Genomic DNA, 18418 nt, shown 5'->3' with positions numbered 1-18418 from the left:
AGCTTTCTTTTTTTGTGAAAATGTCAAAGTTTTGTCAAAAACAAGTAGGATTATAAGGTTTCTTATTGATATACTGGACTTTACGGAAAAAATCACTATAAGAAATGAGGAATTTATTCAGTATGGAATGGCGTAATATATATCGTGGATTTTGTATGGGCGTTAGTGATTTAATTCCTGGTGTGAGCGGCGGTACAATCGCTGTTGTGTTAGGGATTTATGAACAATTGCTTGCGGCCATTAGTGGATTCTTTAGTCGTGAATGGAAAAAGCATTTAGGATTTTTAATTCCGCTTGCTGCTGGTGTGGCGGCAGCGTTTTTAACGCTAAGTCACGTTATTAAATATTTACTTGCAAATCATTATGAGCCGACTCAATTTTTCTTCCTCGGTTTAATTATTAGTATATTACCGATGTTAATGAGAGAAGCTGATGCAAAGGCGTCGTTTAAAGGTAAGCACATTGCTTTATTAATCATCGCAGCAATTCTTGTTGCGATAACAGCGTTCTTTAAGCCAGATAAGGCAGCAGATCCAATTACAACGTTAACAATTTTAAATGCAATCGGTTTGTTTTTCGCAGGATGGATGGCTAGTATGGCTATGCTTCTTCCTGGAATTAGCGGATCGTTTATTTTATTAATCATTGGTGTTTATCCAACAGCAATTAACGCTTTAACTACACTCAATTTACCATTAATCGCTGTGATTGGTGCAGGTGTTATGGTCGGATTTGTTGTAAGTAGTAAAGGAATTAGTTTTTTATTGGATCGTTATAAAAGTATGACATTTGCGGCAATTATTGGACTTGTTATCGGTTCGATTGTAATTGTATTCCCTGGTATTCCAACTGGTGGATTTTCAATTGTAAGTTCAATTATTACGTTTATTTTAGGATTTGCGATTGTGAATTATTTTGGTAAGAAATAAGGCTTTTCATCCCCTTAATGGCAAAATCGTTAAGGGGATTTTTATGTGCTAGTCATGAGGTGCAGGAGCATTTACATTGCTTGTTCTAGAAAGCTTTTCTACAATTGTTGGGAGCATATGCTTAACAAAAGAGGACTGGCTCCTTCGTTGTAGCAAACTGTTTTTGATAGTATAATGAAATGAGTATGCAGTGAAAAATTTCGCTGCAAGTAGCTGAGGTGAAGAAACATGCAAAGAGTGACAAACTGTGTGTTAATTAAAGATAATGAAGTACTCTTACTCCAAAAGCCTCGTCGAAATTGGTGGGTTGCACCAGGCGGGAAAATGGAGCGTGGTGAGACAGTAAGAGATTCCGTTGTTCGCGAGTATCGTGAAGAAACAGGTATTTATTTAAAGAACCCAGCGTTAAAGGGGGTCTTCACCTTTGTCATCCAAGAAGGTGATAAAGTAGTTTCTGAATGGATGATGTTCTCCTTTTTAGCGACAGATTTTGCAGGAGAAAACAAACTAGAGAGCGAAGAAGGCATCATTGGTTGGCATACATTTGATAAAATTGATGATTTAGCAATGGCGCCAGGAGATTATCACATTATTGATTATTTAATTAAAGGGAATGGTATAATCTACGGTACATTTGTATATACCCCAGATTTTGAGTTGCTTTCATATCGATTAGATCCGAGTTAAACCGTCAAGGAGAGGATACGATGACAGAGAATAATGATATAAAAATGGTAATAATTACAGGAATGTCTGGAGCTGGAAAAACAGTAGCTTTACAAAGTTTTGAAGATTTAGGATATTTTTGTGTAGATAATTTACCACCGATGTTATTGCCAAAGTTTATTGAGCTTATGGCGGATTCAAAAGGAAAAATGAATAAAGTAGCACTTGGCGTTGATTTACGTGGCCGAGAGTTTTTCGAACATTTATGGGGAGCACTTGATGATTTATCAGAACGTACATGGATCATTCCTCATATTTTATTTTTAGATGCGAAAGATAGCACACTTGTAACTCGTTATAAAGAAACGAGACGTTCGCATCCACTTGCGCCAACTGGTTTGCCGTTAAAGGGAATCGAGGCGGAGCGTAGCTTATTAATTGATATGAAGGCACGAGCGAATATTGTGCTCGATACATCGGAATTAAAACCGAAAGAATTACGTGAAAAAATTGTTCAACTGTTTTCAACTGAAACTGAGCAAGCATTTCGTGTAAATGTTATGTCATTTGGATTTAAGTACGGTATTCCAATTGATGCCGATTTAGTGTTTGATGTTCGTTTTTTACCAAATCCATATTACATTCCACATATGAAGCCATTAACAGGGCTAGATGAAGAAGTTTCATCGTATGTACTGAAATTTAATGAGACACATAAGTTTTTAGAGAAACTAACAGATCTCATTACTTTCATGCTTCCTCATTATAAAAGAGAAGGCAAGAGCCAACTTGTAATTGCAATTGGATGTACAGGTGGGCAACATCGTTCTGTTACGCTTACAGAATACCTTGGGAAACATTTGAAACCAGAGTATAGCGTTCATGTATCTCATCGTGATGTGGAGAAAAGAAAGGGCCATTAAGGGATGAAAAAAGAGAGAAAACCTAAAATTGTTATCATGGGAGGCGGTACTGGACTCTCTGTCTTATTAAGAGGATTAAAGCAATATCCTGTTGATATTACAGCAGTTGTTACAATCGCTGATGATGGTGGCAGTTCAGGTAGATTACGTGATGAGCTAGAAATTCCGCCCCCGGGTGATATTCGTAACGTACTTGTTGCGTTGTCGGATGTAGAGCCACTGGTGGAAGCTTTATTTCAGCATCGTTTCACAACGGGAGACGGACTGAAAGGTCATGCGTTAGGAAATTTACTATTAGCAGGTATGACCTCGATTACAGGAGACTTTTTCCATGCAATTACGGAAACGAGTAAAGTATTAAATGTCAGAGGGCGTGTATTGCCAGCAGCGAATCAAAGTGCGGTACTTCATGCGGAACTAGAAGATGGAGAAATTGTAACAGGTGAATCCAAGATTCCTTATTACGGAAAGAAGATTAACCGTGTCTTTTTAACTCCGGAAGATGTAGAGCCGTTACATGAAACGTTGGCTGAGATTAAACGAGCTGATTTACTTGTTTTCGGTCCAGGAAGTTTGTATACGAGTATATTGCCGAATTTAGTTGTTAACAAAATTGGGGACGCTGTTCTTGCTGCAAAAGCGAAGAAGGTATATGTATGTAATGTTATGACGCAAGCGGGTGAAACGATGGGATATACGGCGTTTGACCATGTGCAGGCGCTGCATGATCATTTAGGGCAACCATTTATCGATACTGCAATTGTAAATAACCGTGATATCCCTTCTGAATTACGTAGGTTATATGAGGAAGAAATGTCGGGACCAGTTGTAGTGGATGAAGAGCGTTTTGCTGAAAATAATGTTAATGTAATTCAAGATCAATTAGCGAAGTATGATGATCATGTTGTAAGGCATGATACATTAAAGTTAGCTTCTATTTTATATTCACTGTTGTAGATGTGCGTTATCTCTTTATGAGATAGCGCTCCTTCATTCATATAGGACAAGATTTTTGTTCCAGAGTAATAGTATAAGGAGGTGTTGACTGTGTCATTTGCATCAGAAACAAAGAAAGAGTTGACGAATCTTGAGATGAAGGAATGCTGTGAGAAAGCAGAATTATCAGCGTTGCTTCGAATGAACGGATCGCTTTCTTTTTCAAATCGTCGTCTATCTATCGATATTCAAACGGAAAATGCAGCAATTGCAAGAAGGATTTATACGCTTTTGAAAAAGGGATATGACGTGACGGTAGAATTACTTGTTCGTAAAAAAATGCGATTGAAGAAAAATAATGTATATATCGTAAGGCTTGTTGAGAAATCACGTGAAATATTAGCAGATCTTCATATCGTCCGCGACGACTTTTCATTTATTCGAAATATATCACAAGAGTTAATTGAGAAGAAATGTTGTAAACGATCGTATTTACGCGGTGCATTTTTAGCAGGTGGTTCAGTAAATAACCCAGAAACATCATCTTATCATTTAGAGATCTTTTCGTTATATAAGGAACATAATGATGCTATATGTGAACTGATGAACGGATTTGATTTAAATAGTAAGACGTTGGAAAGAAGAAAAGGGTATATTACGTATTTGAAAGAAGCAGAGAAAATTACGGAGTTTTTAAATATTATAGGTGCTCATAATGCGCTTTTAAGATTTGAAGACATTCGAATTGTTCGCGATATGCGTAATTCAGTAAATCGTTTAGTGAACTGTGAAACAGCCAATTTAAATAAAACAATTGGTGCAGCGCTAAGACAGATTGAAAATATCCGCTATATTGATGAGACGGTTGGTCTTGATATTTTGCCGGATAAACTACGAGAAATTGCACAACTACGAAGAGATTATCAAGATGTAACATTGAAAGAGTTAGGTGAGATGGTATCCGGGGGGAAAATTAGTAAATCGGGTATTAATCATCGTTTGCGTAAAATCGATGAAATTGCAGAGAAATTACGCGCGGGAGAACCAGTAGTAAAAAAATAAAAGGTTAAAGGGGAAATGGAGCTGTGGTTCAAAAACAGGTTAAAGTTTCATTAAAAAACGGCTTACAAGCACGTCCGGCTGCGTTGTTTGTACAAGAGGCAAATCGTTTTCATGCAGATATCTTCATCGAGAAAGATGGAAAGACAGTGAATGCAAAGAGCATAATGGGGATTATGAGCTTAGCAATTGGAACTGGTAGCATGATAACAATTACAACAGAAGGTTCAGATGCAGAAGAAGCTTTAGAAGCATTAGCTGCATATGTACAATAAAACTGCTATCGCATATTTGCGATAGCTTTTTTGTTTTGTTATTTGCGTGGATTGGTGGGGGGAGGGTATGTAGGGCGCGCGTGCTTGTCGGGAATTGTCGGTAAGTCGATATGTTGTGTCGAAACGTCGATATATTAAAATAATCGCCGATATAATTGGAATTACGGTCGATATAATTGAAAAATCGCTGATATATCCGGTTTGATACTAGGTGGGGTATGCGCGCGGGAGCACATAATAAAAAAGCGCCCTGTAATAGGGCGCTTCCGGTTTTTGTTGTATCTAGCTCCTGCGATTCTGAACGAGCCGCTTCCGCTTTTAGTTATATCCAGCTCCAGCGGCTAGAATCTCCGGTCGTTTCGCCCCTTCATTCGAGGCAAAAAGCGCCTCGGAATCAGGGGCTCCAACGCCCTGCGATTCTGAACGAGCCGCTTCCGCTTTTAGTTATATCCAGCTCCAGCGGCTAGAATCTCCGGTTGTTTCGCCCCTTCATTCGAGGCAAAAAGCGCCTCGGAATCAGGGGCTCCAACGCCCTGCGATTCTAAACGAGCCGCTTCCGCTTTTAAGTATTAACGATTTGTAAAGATCTTATCGATTAAACCGTATTCTAGAGCTCTTTCAGCTGTCATGAAGTTGTCGCGGTCTGTGTCGCGTTGTAGTACTTCAAGTGGTTGACCTGTGCGGTCAGCAAGAATTTGGTTTAGTTTTTCACGTAAGAATAGGATACGTTTTGCTGCGATTTCGATTTCAGTCGCTTGACCTTGTGCACCGCCAAGTGGTTGGTGGATCATTACTTCACTGTTTGGAAGTGCGAAACGTTTTCCTTTTTCACCTGCTGCTAGTAAGAATGCACCCATAGATGCAGCCATACCGATACAGATTGTTGATACTTGCGGTTTAATAAACTGCATTGTATCGTAGATTGCCATACCTGCTGTGATAGAACCACCAGGGCTGTTAATGTAGATATGAATATCTTTTTCTGGATCTTGAGATTCCAAGAATAAAAGCTGGGAAACGATTGAGTTAGCTACGTTGTCATCAATTGCACTACCAAGCATAATGATGCGGTCTTTTAATAGTCGAGAGTAAATATCGTAAGCGCGTTCTCCACGATTTGTTTGTTCAATTACTGTAGGAATTAAATTCATCTGTTATTTCCTCCTTCTAAAGCTTTCTTAGTCTTATAATACAATTATGGTCAATAAAGGTCAAACGAAACCACTTTAAATCAAAAAAATATGTAGTTGTACCATGAATTATTCGCTATGTTTTTGAAATTCCCTGCTTATGTATCTTCAACATCATAACCGAATTGCATAAATTTAAACGTCATGAAAGCTGTAGAAAAAAGAAAAGAACGCCTTTTGACGGGAGCGTTCTTTCATTATCTATTCTTTTAAAAGATAGGTAACTTTATTTAAAATCTTTTCGACTTGTTTCGCATTTTTACTATACATTTCACTTGCTGTTTTTGACTTTGTTTCTAAAGAAAATAACTCGAGATCAGCATGGCATTTTTTTAAAGATGCCAATAATAAAGGCTTATTTTGAGGAGAAGGCATTTGGAGTTTGTCATTGTAAATGTCGATAGTAAGTTGTCCATATGAGTCAACTTGAGCAAGAAAGACATTTTCAATGACAACACCGAGTTTTTCGAGCTCAGAATGTAGCCAAGCGCGGTTATGTCCACTAGAGGATAGAGGTTCATCTAGTACATTTCCATCCATAATAACAGTTTGCGGTTCTTTCTCGTTTGGTACTTTTAAACCGATGTCTTTTGCTGTAAGTGGCTGAGAATCTTTCTTTAATAATACATTTAATTCTCCGCTCGGTTCTAAGACAGCAAATTCGACTTCAGCTACGCTGAACGCACTTTTTCCTCGGAGTAGTTCAAGTAATTCGTCACTTGTATATTTTTCTTTCTTTAAGTTGTCTTCGAGTATTTTTCCGTCTTTTATTAATACGGTAGATTTTCCTTCAAAGAAGTCCCGAGCTGTTTTGTTCTTTAAGGAGAGGATTCCCGTGAAAAAAGGTACCACAGCGAAAATGAGTATCGCAAAGACGCCGTGAAAAAATTTTGAATCGAGCCCTGTAGATACTTGGGCAGCGATGTCACCGATTGTCATTCCAGCTATGTATTCGAAAAAGGAGAGCTGAGAGATTTGTCTTTTCCCTAACCATTTTGTAATAGCAAATAAAATAATTAATATGAATACAGAGCGAAGAATAACGAGTGTCCATTCCGGCAGGTGAGACATAGTCATTTCCTCCAGTCTACTTAAAACCCTTTATATTGAGGTTCTTCACGTTCTAATAATGAAACTCTATCTTTTAAATCAGCGATGACACTGTCCATTTCTAACATACATTCATGAAAGACGCGTTTTGATTCTTCATCTGCTGCGTTTAAAGAAAGGGAGCTTAAACTTGCTTGCGCGCCCCGTAGACTAGCGAGGCATGTTTTTACACTAGCGATTACAGTCATATAAAACACCTCTTATCCTTTTGGTTTAAATAGTAATGCACCGATGAACCCGAAAATGATAGCTGCTGATACACCAGCACTCGTTACTTTAAACATGCCAGTAATGACACCAACGATTCCGTGTTTTGCGGCTTCTTCCATCGCACCATGAACGAGGGCATTACCGAAACTTGTAATTGGTACAGTGGCCCCAGCGCCGGCGAAATCGATTAATGGTTCATATAAATTAAACCCATCTAATATAGCCCCAGCGACAACGAGTGTTGCCATCGTATGGGCAGGAGTAAGTTTACCGACATCAAACATAAGTTGACCAATTACGCATATAAGCCCGCCAATGACGAAAGCCCAGAAAAAAATCATTGCGTTGCACCTCCAAATTCAATCGAAACGGCGTGAGCGATACACGGAATCGTTTCTTCTTGTTGGAATGTAAGTGGAGATAGTAAAGCGCCTGTCGCAACGACAAGTATTTTGTTAAATTCTCCTCTTTTCATTCGGTTTAATAAGTGACCGTATACGACAGTTGCAGAACAACCCGGGCCACTAGCGCCAGCTATGACAGGTTGCCCTTCTCGATAAATGATGATGCCACAGTCTTGGAATTGTTCATTTTTCACTTTTGTTCCGTGTTTATGTAATAAGTCATAGGCAATTTCGCGGCCAACATGTCCAAGATCACCTGTTACGATTAAGTCGTAGTAAGAGGCATCGATTTTTCGTTCGCGTAAATGGGCTTCAATTGTATCAACTGCAGCTGGGGCCATCGCAGCTCCCATATTAAAAGGATCTGTTAATCCCATATCCACAACTCGTCCAATTGTTGCAGAGGTTACTCGTGGACCGTATCCAGTATCACTTAAAATGGCTGCACCAGCGCCAGTTACTGTCCACTGCGCAGTAGGCGGCTTTTGTCCGCCATATTCAGTAGGATATCGGAATTGTTTTTCTACAGCTGTATTATGACTGGATGCGCCAGTTAATAAATATTTTGCGCCTTTTGCATTTACAATACTTGCCCCGAGTGCTAAACCTTCCATAGAAGTAGAGCAAGCACCGAATAATCCGAGATAAGGGGTGCCGAGTGTACGACACGCAAAGCTTGTAGGAGTAATTTGATTAATTAAATCGCCTGCGAGTACGAATTGAATATCGTCTTTACGAAGTTCTGCTTTTTCAGTAGCGCGGCTACAAGCTTCTTCGAATAAAATTTTGTGTGCTTTTTCATAAGAATCTTGTCCGAGCCATAAATCTTCATGAAGGATATCGAAGTCCTCAGGAATGTTCCCTTTTGCTTCAAATGGCCCGCCAACGACTCCTGTCGAAATAATAACTGGTTTGTTTTCAAATACCCACGTTCGGTGTCCTTGTAACATTTATAGCCCTCCCCATTGAACGAGAATCGTTTTAATAAGTGCGATGACGAAAGCGGAAAATACACCAAACAAAATAACAGAACCAGCTAATTTGAACATGTTACCACCAACACCGAGGACAAACCCTTCTGTTCGGTGTTCAATACATGCGGCAATAACAGAGTTACCAAATCCAGTAACAGGTACAGCTGTGCCTGCTCCAGCAAACTGCCCAAAGCGATCATATATACCGAAACCAGTTAGTAACATGGAAATGAAAATCAGAGTTGCGACGGTTGGATTTCCTGCCGAACGTTCAGTGAAATCGAAATACGTGATATAAAAAGTAGAGATTAGTTGTCCGACGAAGCAAATAAAACCACCGACGAAAAAGGCTTTTATACAATTTTTTAAAACAGGACGCTTCGGCTCGCGTTCTTGCGCGAATTTTTTATATTCCTGTTGTACAGGAGTTAGGTTTTTATCTTTACTAGACATTGCGATCCTTCCTTTTCTTTTAAAAAGCGTTAAGTGTTAGATTCCATTTTGCTTCCAATGAGTTTTAATTGTTTTTTAATTTCATCTTTAGACACTTCTTTTTTCTTAATTTTATTTTCAAGCTTTTCAAGTAACATAAAGATTTTTTTATCCGTACTTACACGAACATCGAAAGTAGGATATTCATCACTTAATTGCTTTTGGAGTTTGCTGCGCAGAGGTTTCAGTCCAAATCTTTCATGATGCTCGGGTATAACTGCTATGTAAAGATCTAAATTTGAATTCACTGCCGTACTTTTTATAATTTCATCCATAGCGAGAGCCTTTTTCTTGGCGCCTTGTGATATAGATTGATTAAAGGATTCTGTACTCGTCTTTGTTAATTTAGGACCTTTTTCTTTCTCCGTTCGTTTTGCTTCTTCTTTCACTTTTTTATCTAAAGGACTATTATCACATCCAGTAAAAGAGCTAAATAGAAGGGCAAATAATGCGGTTATGAGGCCGAGTTTTCGCATGATTATCATTCCGTTTCTATTGCAATATGTAATGTGATAGAAAAAGGATGACTGCATATCATCCTTTTTCTATTTCGCTATATAAGCGATTTGTTATTGTTGTGAGTACTGTGGTTCTTCTTGCTGGACTTCTTCAACGCGCGGGTTTAAAGAATCAATAATCGTTTGCGTTTGCTGTGCAGCTGTTTGAAAAAGTTGCTTTGCTTGTTGGTTATCCGTATCAAGAGCGAATCCCTCTAAGCTAGCTTGTGCACTTTTTAATCCAGAAACAGTTTGCTTTAGTTTTGTAATTACAGTCATTGAATGAAGCCCCCCTTGGAATATCAATTCAAAAGTTATAATTTGTGAATTGGGGTGAATTTATGATTGGGAATTTTAGGGATGTAACATGTGTAGATTAAAATTTTGTAATGAACATGTAAGGATAAACGATGGTGGAAAAAAACTATTTCTCCTAGAATAAAGAAGGTAAAGCAAGTTAAAAGGATATTTTAAGGAGAGCAAAATGAAAAAAATATTATTAGGTTTAATTGGAATATTTATATTAATTATTGGTGTGGCAAGCATTTATCATAATGAGGTAACAGATAGATATAACCCGCTTGTAAAAGAGGACTGGGTATATGTAAAAGCGAAGGAATCTGGCCGACTATCTACAGTTGGAGAGGTAGCTGGAGACTATAAACTTACCGGTTATTACGGTTCAGGTGAAGGAAGAGACGTTAAGTTTTATGCACCTCGTGGGCTTAGAGAGGGAGCATATGTAAAGGTTAAAACGAAAGGTGAATATATTGAAACATATCAAGAAGTACAGCCTAATGAAATTCCAAAAGAGATAAAAGAGAAATTAGATAAATAAAATGGATAAGAATTGCCTCCTACATGTAGAAATTAGGGGGCATTTTTATGTAGAAAATAAAGTATATATAATGTGAAATTAAAGAGTTTTTATTGATTTAAATGGATTTTATTGCTATTATTATGAAAAGAAAATGAAGTGTTTTCTATAATCATGCGCCCATAGCTCAGTCGGATAGAGCGGTGGTTTCCGGTACCACGTCTGCCGGGGGTTCGAATCCCTCTGGGCGCGTCAAAAAGTCCTAACTTACGTTTTGTAGGTTAGGACTTTTTTTATTTCCCTATTGTTATATCTAGTAATAAGATTTACTATTAGTACTTGATAATAATTTTTTGTTTTAATATTTTCTTTCAATATTATTCAAATTTCGGTTGTAAGTTGTAAATCTCATTAATACATATAAATTAATAATATTTTGGAATGGGTGTCTGTGATAGCATTCTCCTTTTACCAAACTTATTGTACAATAGAAACAAGGGGGAGATTAGTTTGAAGGCAAGTCTTTTACAAGAACAAAGCTTACGTTTGGCAATGACACAAGAGTTAAGGCAAGCGATTACAATGCTCCAGTATAATGTACAAGAATTATCGGAGTTTTTGTATGAGCAATCGTTAGAGAATCCCCTTATTGAGTTAGGTGGTTTTGAGAGGGAGAAGAAAAAGAGCTCTAACACAAGTAAAAGTACCAGCAAACAAGTCGAGAATCAGATGGAAATCTACAGTGTAGATTCTACAACGATTCAGCAACATTTATTAAATCAAATGCAGTATTATAAAATAGATGAAGAAGAGCGAAAAGTAGCTTCTTTCATTATTATGAACATGGATGGAAATGGGTATTTACAAGAAACGAATGAAGAGTTAGCAGGCCTCCTTTCCGCACCGATTCATGTAGTAGACCGCTCTGTAGAGCTTGTCCAATCACTGGAGCCAGCAGGGGTAGGAGCACGTAATATTCAGGAATGTCTAACCTTGCAATTGAAGCGCTTACAAAGACGGAATGGATTAGCGGAAGAAGTTATAGAAGAGCACTTTGCTCATTTCGTGAAGAAAGATTGGCGAAAGCTCGTTCAAGTGCTGAAGTGTAGTAATGAGGAATTGCAGAGTGCGGTAAATTGTATCACCTCATTACAACCAAAACCAGGTCTTGCATTTTCTTCTGATAAACCACTTTATATTGTGCCTGATATGGCGGTGAAAAAAGATGGCGATCGTCTCGTTTTACAGATGAACGAGAGAAATATGCCGAGAATTGAAATTCATTCGGAGTATAGTGCGCTTCTTAATAATAGTGAAAGTGAAGTAGCATCTTACGTATCAGAAAAGTATCAGCATGTGCAGTGGATTCTGCGTAGTTTGAAACAGAGAAAGCAGACGCTTCTGCAAGTGATGACCATTATTATGGAAAAACAACGGGATTTCTTCTGGAAAGGCCCAGAGTATTTAAAACCGCTCGCGTTAAAAGAGGTAGCGGAAGAGTTAAGTGTGCATGAGTCTACAATTAGTCGGGCAACGCGAAATAAATATGTGCAAACACCACACGGTTTATTTGAGATGAAATCGTTCTTTAGCAATGCCGTTTCGACTACTGAAGATGAAGCAGTTTCTACAAAGCGTGTGAAACGATTTATTCAAACGCTCGTTGAGGCAGAGAATAAGAAAAAGCCACTTTCAGATCAAAAGATTTCAAAATTGTTAGAAGAAGAGCATGAAATTGTTATTTCTCGAAGAACAGTGGCGAAGTATAGAGAACAAATGCACATTCCAGCTTCGTCATTACGAAAAACGATCGGATAGGTGAAAAAGATGGAAGTTGTACTGTATACAAAAACAGATTGTGGCCTTTGCGTGCAGGCGAAACAAGTTTTACAGGAAGTACAATGTGAATATTCTTTTCAAATTAAGGAAATAGATATATATGAAGATAATGACCTTTTAGAAAAATATCACTTAATGATTCCGGTTGTAGAAATAGGCGGAAAACAAGTAGAATATGGTAACATTCACAAAGGTGTCATAATAAACTATATAAAGAATGCAGTTAAGAGTTGAATAAGTTTCTATCTCCTGTTACAATAATACACGTAGCAGGGATTATTTTTTTAATCTATGTGGGACACAAAATGTCACTACGGGACATAAAGTGACCACGAGAAAAAATGAACCAATGTAGTGAGGAGAAAAGATATGCGCTCATGGATTCAGAACACAAAAAAATTATTACCTGATCTGCTACCTGTTATGCAAACGAGAATGCAAATTCTTCAGTACATTAGGCTTATGCAGCCGATTGGAAGAAGGAATTTATCAGCAAGTCTCGGTATGACAGAACGAGTATTGCGAAGTGAAGTTCAAGTTTTGAAAGAACAGAACTTAGTTCACATCGCTTCTTCTGGAATGACATTGACAGAAGAAGGAACAGCTTTAGTTCTTGCTTTGGAAGACTTTATGAAAGAAATTTCCGGGTTAAAGGTTTTAGAGAAACAACTTAAGGAAACATTAGACTTGGATGAAGTTTTCGTTGTCCCTGGTGATAGTGATGAATCACCTTGGGTCAAACTGGAGATGGGCCGTGCTTGTGTGAGTTGTATAAAAGACCGTCTGACAGCGAATAATATCGTTGCTGTGGCTGGAGGAACTACGCTAGCTGCTGCTGCGGACATGATGCAGCTTGATTGCAAAGATTTACATATGCTATTTGTCCCAGCTCGTGGTGGAATTGGAGAAGGTGTTGAATTAGAAGCCAATACCATTTGTGCCAAAATGGCGCAAAATACGATGAGTAATTATCGCTTATTGTATGTTCCGGACCATGTTAGTAGCGAAGCATATGCGTCTATTGTGACAGAGCCTTCCGTGAAAGAAGTTCTTGAGTTGATTCGATCTTCCAATATCGTCATTCATGGAATAGGTGATGCGTTAACAATGGCACGTCGCAGAAATACTTCAGAAGCAGATTGGTTAAAGATTGAGGCAAACGAAGCAGTTGGCGAAGCTTTCGGTTACTACTTTAATGAACAAGGAAATGTTGTTCATAAAGTAAGAACAGTTGGTATGCAACTAGAGGATTTACAAAATGTATCTCACGTTGTTGCAGTCGCTGGAGGTTCTTCAAAGGCAAAGGCAATACAGGCTGTAATTAAACAAGGGCACACTTCAATTCTAATTACAGATGAAGGTGCAGCGAAACAGTTAGCAAAGGGTATTACCCTTTAATATAATCCCCCAAGGAGGAAATTCAAATGACTAAAATTGGTATTAATGGATTTGGACGTATCGGACGTAACGTATTCCGCGCAGCTCTTAACAACTCTGAGGTAGAAGTAGTAGCAATCAACGACTTAACAGATGCTAAAACATTAGCTCACCTTTTAAAATATGACACAGTTCACGGAACTTTAAATGCAGAAGTATCTGCTAACGAAAACAGCATCATTGTTAACGGTAAAGAAATTAAAGTTATCGCTGAGCGTGACCCAGCTCAATTACCATGGAGCGACTACGGAGTAGAAGTAGTAGTAGAATCTACTGGCCGTTTCACTAAAAAATCAGACGCTGAAAAACACTTAGGTGGATCAGTTAAGAAAGTTATCATCTCAGCTCCAGCTTCTGACGAAGATATCACTGTAGTTATGGGTGTTAACCACGAACAATACGATGCAGCTAACCACAACGTAGTATCTAACGCTTCTTGTACTACAAACTGTCTAGCTCCATTCGCTAAAGTATTAAACGAAAAATTCGGCGTGAAACGCGGAATGATGACAACAATTCACTCTTACACTAACGACCAACAAATCTTAGACTTACCACACAAAGATTTACGTCGTGCTCGTGCAGCAGCTGAAAACATGATCCCAACATCTACTGGTGCAGCTAAAGCTGTAGCATTAGTATTACCAGAACTTAAAGGTAAATTAAACGGTGGCGCTGTACGTGTTCCAACTGCTAACGTTTCTCTTGTTGACTTAGTTGTTGAACTTGACAAAGAAGTAACAGTTGAAGAAGTAAACGCAGCATTCAAAGCAGCAGCTGAAGGCGAATTAAAAGGTATCCTTGGATACAGCGAAGAGCCATTAGTATCTATCGACTATAACGGATGCACAGCTTCTTCTACAATCGATGCATTATCTACAATGGTAATGGAAGGTAACATGGTTAAAGTACTTTCTTGGTACGATAACGAAACTGGTTACTCTAACCGCGTAGTAGACTTAGCAGCATACATGACTTCTAAAGGTCTTTAATTCTTAATTATATAAGTTATCAATGACAAAACGAGGGAGAGGGTTTGTTCCCTCTCTCTTTTCTTTCGTTTTAAAAGCAAATGTGGTAAGCTTTTGAGTGGGTTTTGTCAATCCTAACTAGTAGTCGGAGGGAAATCCAATGAACAAAAAATCAATTCGTGACGTAGATTTAAAAGGTAAGCGTGTATTTTGCCGCGTTGATTTCAACGTACCTATGAAAGAAGGCAAAATTACAGATGAAACTCGTATCCGTGCAGCTCTTCCTACAATTCAATATTTAGTAGAGCAAGGTGCGAAAGTTATTTTAGCAAGTCACTTAGGCCGTCCAAAAGGTCAAGTAGTAGAAGAAATGCGTTTAACTCCAGTAGCAGCACGTTTAGGCGAGCTTCTTGGTAAAGACGTTAAAAAAGCAGACGAAGCATTTGGACCAGCTGTACAAGAAATGGTTGCAGCAATGAACGAAGGCGACGTATTAGTTCTTGAAAACGTACGTTTCTATGCGGGCGAAGAAAAGAACGATGCAGAACTTGCGAAAGAATTTGCAGCACTTGCTGATATCTTCGTAAACGATGCATTCGGTGCAGCTCACCGTGCTCACGCTTCTACTGCAGGTATCGCGGACTACCTACCAGCAGTATCTGGTTTACTAATGGAAAAAGAGTTAGATGTTCTTGGAAAAGCACTTTCTAACCCAGATCGTCCATTCACAGCTATCATCGGTGGTGCGAAAGTAAAAGATAAAATTGGTGTAATTCGTCATCTATTAGACAAAGTAGATAACTTAATTATCGGTGGCGGACTTGCTTACACATTCGTTAAAGCTTTAGGTCATGAAATTGGTCAATCTTTATGTGAAGATGACAAGATTGAACTAGCTAAAGAATTTATGCAACTTGCAAAAGAAAAGGGCGTAAACTTCTACATGCCAGTTGATGTTGTAATCACTGAGGAATTCTCTGAAACTGCAACAACTCAAATCGTTGGTATCGACTCTATTCTTTCTACATGGGAAGGCGTGGACATCGGTCCTAAAACAAGTGAAATTTATGCAGATGTAATTAAAAACTCTAAGCTTGTTGTATGGAATGGACCAATGGGTGTATTCGAAATGACTCCATTCGCAGAAGGTACAAAAGCAGTAGGACAAGCATTAGCAGATGCAGAAGGTACATACTCTGTTATCGGCGGTGGTGACTCTGCAGCAGCTGTTGAAAAATTCGGTATGGCTGATAAAATGAGCCACATTTCTACTGGCGGCGGTGCGTCATTAGAATTTATGGAAGGTAAAGAGCTTCCAGGTGTAGTTTGTCTTAACGACAAATAAGTAGCAGCCAAAGAAAAAGGACGGTGCAAAGCATGCGTAAACCAATTATCGCAGGTAACTGGAAAATGAATAAAACTCTATCTGAAGCAGTTAGCTTCGTAGAGGAAGTTAAAGGTCAAATCCCAGCAGCTTCAGCTGTTGATGCAGTAGTTTGCTCTCCAGCTCTATTCTTAGAGCGTTTAGTAGCTACGGCTGAAGGAACTGACTTACAAGTAGGTGCACAAAACATGCACTTCGAAAAAAATGGTGCATTCACTGGCGAAATTAGCCCAGTAGCACTTAGCGACTTAAAAGTAGGCTACGTAGTACTTGGCCACTCTGAACGTCGTGAAATGTTTGCTGAAACAGATGAGTCAGTAAACAAAAAGACTATCGCAGCATTTGAACATGGTTTAACACCAATCGTATGTTGTGGTGAGACTTTAGAAGAGCGCGAAAGCGGAAAAACATTTGATCTAGTAGCAGGTCAAGTGACAAAAGCACTTGCAGGCTTAACAGAAGAGCAAGTTAAAGCAACTGTTATCGCTTACGAGCCAATCTGGGCTATCGGTACAGGTAAATCTTCTTCTTCTGCAGATGCAAACGAAGTATGTGCGCACATCCGTAAAGTTGTTGCAGAAGCTGTTTCTCCAGCAGCTGCAGAAGCTGTTCGTATTCAATACGGCGGTAGCGTAAAACCAGAAAACATTAAAGAGTATATGGCACAATCTGACATCGACGGCGCTTTAGTTGGCGGTGCTAGCTTAGAGCCTGCTTCGTTCTTAGGTCTTCTGGGGGCGGTAAAATGAGAAAGCCAACAGCTTTAATCATTCTTGACGGTTTCGGACTTCGTGAAGAAACTTACGGGAATGCTGTAGCACAAGCTAAGAAACCTAATTTTGATGGTTACTGGAACAAATTCCCTCACACAACGCTTACAGCTTGTGGTGAGGCAGTAGGTCTTCCAGAAGGTCAAATGGGTAACTCGGAGGTTGGACACTTAAATATTGGTGCTGGCCGCGTAGTATATCAAAGCTTAACACGCGTAAACGTTGCAATTCGTGAAGGTGAGTTCGATCAGAACGAAACGTTCCAAAATGCAATTAAAAGCGTAAAAGAAAAAGGTACTGCACTTCATTTATTCGGTTTACTTTCTGACGGTGGTGTGCACAGTCACATGAACCACATGTTTGCTCTTCTTCGCTTAGCAGCAAAAGAAGGCGTAGAGAAAGTATATATCCATGCATTCTTAGATGGCCGCGATGTTGGACCAAAAACAGCACAAGGTTATATCGATGCAACAAATGAAGTCATTAAAGAAACAGGAGTAGGACAATTCGCGACTATCTCTGGTCGTTATTACTCCATGGACCGTGACAAGCGTTGGGATCGCGTAGAAAAATGTTACCGTGCTATGGTGAATGGTGAAGGCCCTACTTATAAATCAGCAGAAGAGTGTGTAGAAGACTCTTATGCAAATGGTATCTACGATGAATTCGTATTGCCGTCTGTAATTGTTAACGAAGATGACACGCCAGTTGCAACAATCAATGATGATGATGCAGTTATCTTCTATAACTTCCGTCCAGACCGTGCAATTCAAATTGCTCGTGTATTTACAAACGAAGACTTCCGTGAGTTCGATCGTGGTGAAAAAGTACCTCACATTCCAGAATTCGTATGTATGACACACTTTAGTGAAACTGTAGATGGTTACGTGGCATTCAAGCCGATGAACCTTGATAACACATTAGGTGAAGTTGTTGCGCAAGCGGGATTAAAGCAACTTCGCATCGCGGAAACTGAAAAGTATCCGCACGTTACATTCTTCTTTAGCGGTGGTCGTGAGGCTGAATTCCCAGGAGAAGAGCGTATCTTAATTAACTCACCAAAGGTTGCAACGTATGACTTGAAACCTGAAATGAGCATTTACGAAGTAACGGACGCTTTAGTAAATGAAATCGAAAATGATAAACATGATGTTATCATTCTTAACTTTGCAAACTGTGATATGGTTGGCCATTCTGGGATGATGGAACCAACAATTAAAGCAGTAGAAGCAACTGACGAATGTTTAGGAAAAGTTGTAGAAGCGATTCTTGCAAAAGATGGTGTAGCACTTATTACTGCTGACCATGGTAATGCTGATCAGGAGTTAACTGCTGATGGTGAACCAATGACAGCACATACAACTAACCCGGTTCCTTTCATCGTTACAAAAAATGATGTAGAGCTTCGTGAAGGTGGTATTTTAGGAGATATCGCCCCAACAATGCTTACGCTTTTAAATGTGGAACAACCGAAAGAAATGACAGGTAAAACAATCATTAAATAATTTGCTTATATAAAAAGGAGAGAATTTATT

Annotated in this window: 22 protein-coding genes and 1 tRNA gene; 15 read left to right on the top strand and 8 right to left on the bottom strand. The window is 38.9% G+C overall.

Annotated elements, in window-relative coordinates:
• Nucleotides 1-122 precede the first annotated feature (122 nt).
• The 6 genes from ACQKNI_RS13705 to ACQKNI_RS13680 all read left to right on the top strand — a co-directional run bounded on the left by ACQKNI_RS13705 (nucleotide 123) and on the right by ACQKNI_RS13680 (nucleotide 4788).
• Complete coding sequence (locus ACQKNI_RS13705) at nucleotides 123-929, top strand: DUF368 domain-containing protein (protein ID WP_088232021.1); 807 nt, start codon at nucleotides 123-125, stop codon at nucleotides 927-929.
• A 228-nt stretch (nucleotides 930-1157) separates the two neighbouring features.
• On the top strand, nucleotides 1158-1616 hold the full coding sequence (locus ACQKNI_RS13700; RefSeq protein ID WP_071728246.1) for an NUDIX hydrolase: 459 nt from the start codon (nucleotides 1158-1160) through the stop codon (nucleotides 1614-1616).
• Nucleotides 1617-1636: 20 nt separating this feature from the next.
• Complete coding sequence (gene rapZ, locus ACQKNI_RS13695; RefSeq protein ID WP_088232022.1) at nucleotides 1637-2518, top strand: RNase adapter RapZ; 882 nt, start codon at nucleotides 1637-1639, stop codon at nucleotides 2516-2518.
• Between the two features lie 3 nt (nucleotides 2519-2521).
• Nucleotides 2522-3475, top strand: coding sequence for a gluconeogenesis factor YvcK family protein (locus ACQKNI_RS13690; RefSeq protein WP_088232023.1), 954 nt, complete (start codon nucleotides 2522-2524; stop codon nucleotides 3473-3475).
• Between the two features lie 90 nt (nucleotides 3476-3565).
• Nucleotides 3566-4516: a DNA-binding protein WhiA gene (gene whiA, locus ACQKNI_RS13685; RefSeq protein ID WP_000006562.1), complete on the top strand. Its 951-nt coding sequence runs from the start codon at nucleotides 3566-3568 to the stop codon at nucleotides 4514-4516.
• Nucleotides 4517-4539: 23 nt separating this feature from the next.
• Nucleotides 4540-4788 carry an HPr family phosphocarrier protein gene (locus tag ACQKNI_RS13680; protein WP_000250298.1) on the top strand — a complete coding sequence of 83 codons (249 nt, stop codon included), beginning with the start codon at nucleotides 4540-4542 and terminating at the stop codon, nucleotides 4786-4788.
• 569 nt (nucleotides 4789-5357) lie between these two features.
• Here the strand turns inward: ACQKNI_RS13680 and clpP are convergent.
• From clpP to ACQKNI_RS13640, 8 genes are all read right to left on the bottom strand, one after another.
• Nucleotides 5358-5939, bottom strand: coding sequence for an ATP-dependent Clp endopeptidase proteolytic subunit ClpP (gene clpP, locus ACQKNI_RS13675; RefSeq protein ID WP_001049156.1), 582 nt, complete (start codon nucleotides 5937-5939; stop codon nucleotides 5358-5360).
• Between the two features lie 240 nt (nucleotides 5940-6179).
• Nucleotides 6180-7049 carry a DUF421 domain-containing protein gene (locus ACQKNI_RS13670; RefSeq protein WP_088232024.1) on the bottom strand — a complete coding sequence of 290 codons (870 nt, stop codon included), beginning with the start codon at nucleotides 7047-7049 and terminating at the stop codon, nucleotides 6180-6182.
• Between the two features lie 20 nt (nucleotides 7050-7069).
• Nucleotides 7070-7276, bottom strand: a complete 207-nt coding sequence (locus ACQKNI_RS13665) for a DUF1657 domain-containing protein (RefSeq protein WP_088232025.1) — start codon at nucleotides 7274-7276, stop codon at nucleotides 7070-7072.
• A 12-nt stretch (nucleotides 7277-7288) separates the two neighbouring features.
• On the bottom strand, nucleotides 7289-7639 hold the full coding sequence (gene spoVAE, locus ACQKNI_RS13660; RefSeq protein ID WP_000575919.1) for a stage V sporulation protein AE: 351 nt from the start codon (nucleotides 7637-7639) through the stop codon (nucleotides 7289-7291).
• The gene (spoVAD, locus tag ACQKNI_RS13655; protein ID WP_088232026.1) at nucleotides 7636-8652 is read right to left on the bottom strand and encodes a stage V sporulation protein AD; all 1017 of its coding nucleotides are present in this window, start codon (nucleotides 8650-8652) and stop codon (nucleotides 7636-7638) included. Before spoVAD ends, spoVAE begins: the two co-directional genes overlap by 4 nt.
• On the bottom strand, nucleotides 8653-9129 hold the full coding sequence (gene spoVAC, locus ACQKNI_RS13650) for a stage V sporulation protein AC (RefSeq protein WP_088232027.1): 477 nt from the start codon (nucleotides 9127-9129) through the stop codon (nucleotides 8653-8655).
• A gap of 29 nt (nucleotides 9130-9158) precedes the next feature.
• Nucleotides 9159-9644, bottom strand: a complete 486-nt coding sequence (locus ACQKNI_RS13645; RefSeq protein WP_088232028.1) for a hypothetical protein — start codon at nucleotides 9642-9644, stop codon at nucleotides 9159-9161.
• Between the two features lie 93 nt (nucleotides 9645-9737).
• Nucleotides 9738-9944, bottom strand: coding sequence for a DUF1657 domain-containing protein (locus ACQKNI_RS13640; RefSeq protein ID WP_000216166.1), 207 nt, complete (start codon nucleotides 9942-9944; stop codon nucleotides 9738-9740).
• 205 nt (nucleotides 9945-10149) lie between these two features.
• On the opposite strand from ACQKNI_RS13640, the gene ACQKNI_RS13635 reads away from it, so the two are divergent.
• The 9 genes from ACQKNI_RS13635 to gpmI all read left to right on the top strand — a co-directional run bounded on the left by ACQKNI_RS13635 (nucleotide 10150) and on the right by gpmI (nucleotide 18388).
• Entirely contained in the window at nucleotides 10150-10503 is a 354-nt protein-coding gene (locus ACQKNI_RS13635; protein WP_098253448.1) for a YxeA family protein, read from the top strand.
• Between the two features lie 155 nt (nucleotides 10504-10658).
• Nucleotides 10659-10734, top strand: a tRNA-Arg gene (locus ACQKNI_RS13630).
• A 258-nt stretch (nucleotides 10735-10992) separates the two neighbouring features.
• Nucleotides 10993-12300 carry an RNA polymerase factor sigma-54 gene (gene rpoN, locus ACQKNI_RS13625; RefSeq protein WP_280147352.1) on the top strand — a complete coding sequence of 436 codons (1308 nt, stop codon included), beginning with the start codon at nucleotides 10993-10995 and terminating at the stop codon, nucleotides 12298-12300.
• 9 nt (nucleotides 12301-12309) lie between these two features.
• The gene (locus ACQKNI_RS13620) at nucleotides 12310-12555 is read left to right on the top strand and encodes a glutaredoxin family protein (protein WP_071710098.1); all 246 of its coding nucleotides are present in this window, start codon (nucleotides 12310-12312) and stop codon (nucleotides 12553-12555) included.
• Nucleotides 12556-12690: 135 nt separating this feature from the next.
• Nucleotides 12691-13719, top strand: a complete 1029-nt coding sequence (gene cggR, locus ACQKNI_RS13615; RefSeq protein WP_088232031.1) for a gapA transcriptional regulator CggR — start codon at nucleotides 12691-12693, stop codon at nucleotides 13717-13719.
• A 26-nt stretch (nucleotides 13720-13745) separates the two neighbouring features.
• Nucleotides 13746-14750, top strand: coding sequence for a type I glyceraldehyde-3-phosphate dehydrogenase (gene gap / locus ACQKNI_RS13610; protein ID WP_000161232.1), 1005 nt, complete (start codon nucleotides 13746-13748; stop codon nucleotides 14748-14750).
• Nucleotides 14751-14889: 139 nt separating this feature from the next.
• Nucleotides 14890-16074: a phosphoglycerate kinase gene (locus ACQKNI_RS13605; protein ID WP_427282431.1), complete on the top strand. Its 1185-nt coding sequence runs from the start codon at nucleotides 14890-14892 to the stop codon at nucleotides 16072-16074.
• 32 nt (nucleotides 16075-16106) lie between these two features.
• A complete protein-coding gene (gene tpiA / locus ACQKNI_RS13600) occupies nucleotides 16107-16862 on the top strand; it encodes a triose-phosphate isomerase (RefSeq protein ID WP_088232033.1) in 756 nt (251 codons plus the stop codon).
• Complete coding sequence (gene gpmI, locus ACQKNI_RS13595) at nucleotides 16859-18388, top strand: 2,3-bisphosphoglycerate-independent phosphoglycerate mutase (RefSeq protein WP_088232034.1); 1530 nt, start codon at nucleotides 16859-16861, stop codon at nucleotides 18386-18388. Before tpiA ends, gpmI begins: the two co-directional genes overlap by 4 nt.
• Nucleotides 18389-18418: the final 30 nt, after the last annotated feature.

The organism is Bacillus sp. NPDC094064, assembly GCF_050279585.1.
GTDB lineage: Bacteria > Bacillota > Bacilli > Bacillales > Bacillaceae_G > Bacillus_A.
Note: the sequence above shows the minus strand (reverse complement) of the source record. Positions and strands in the feature narration are given on the sequence as shown.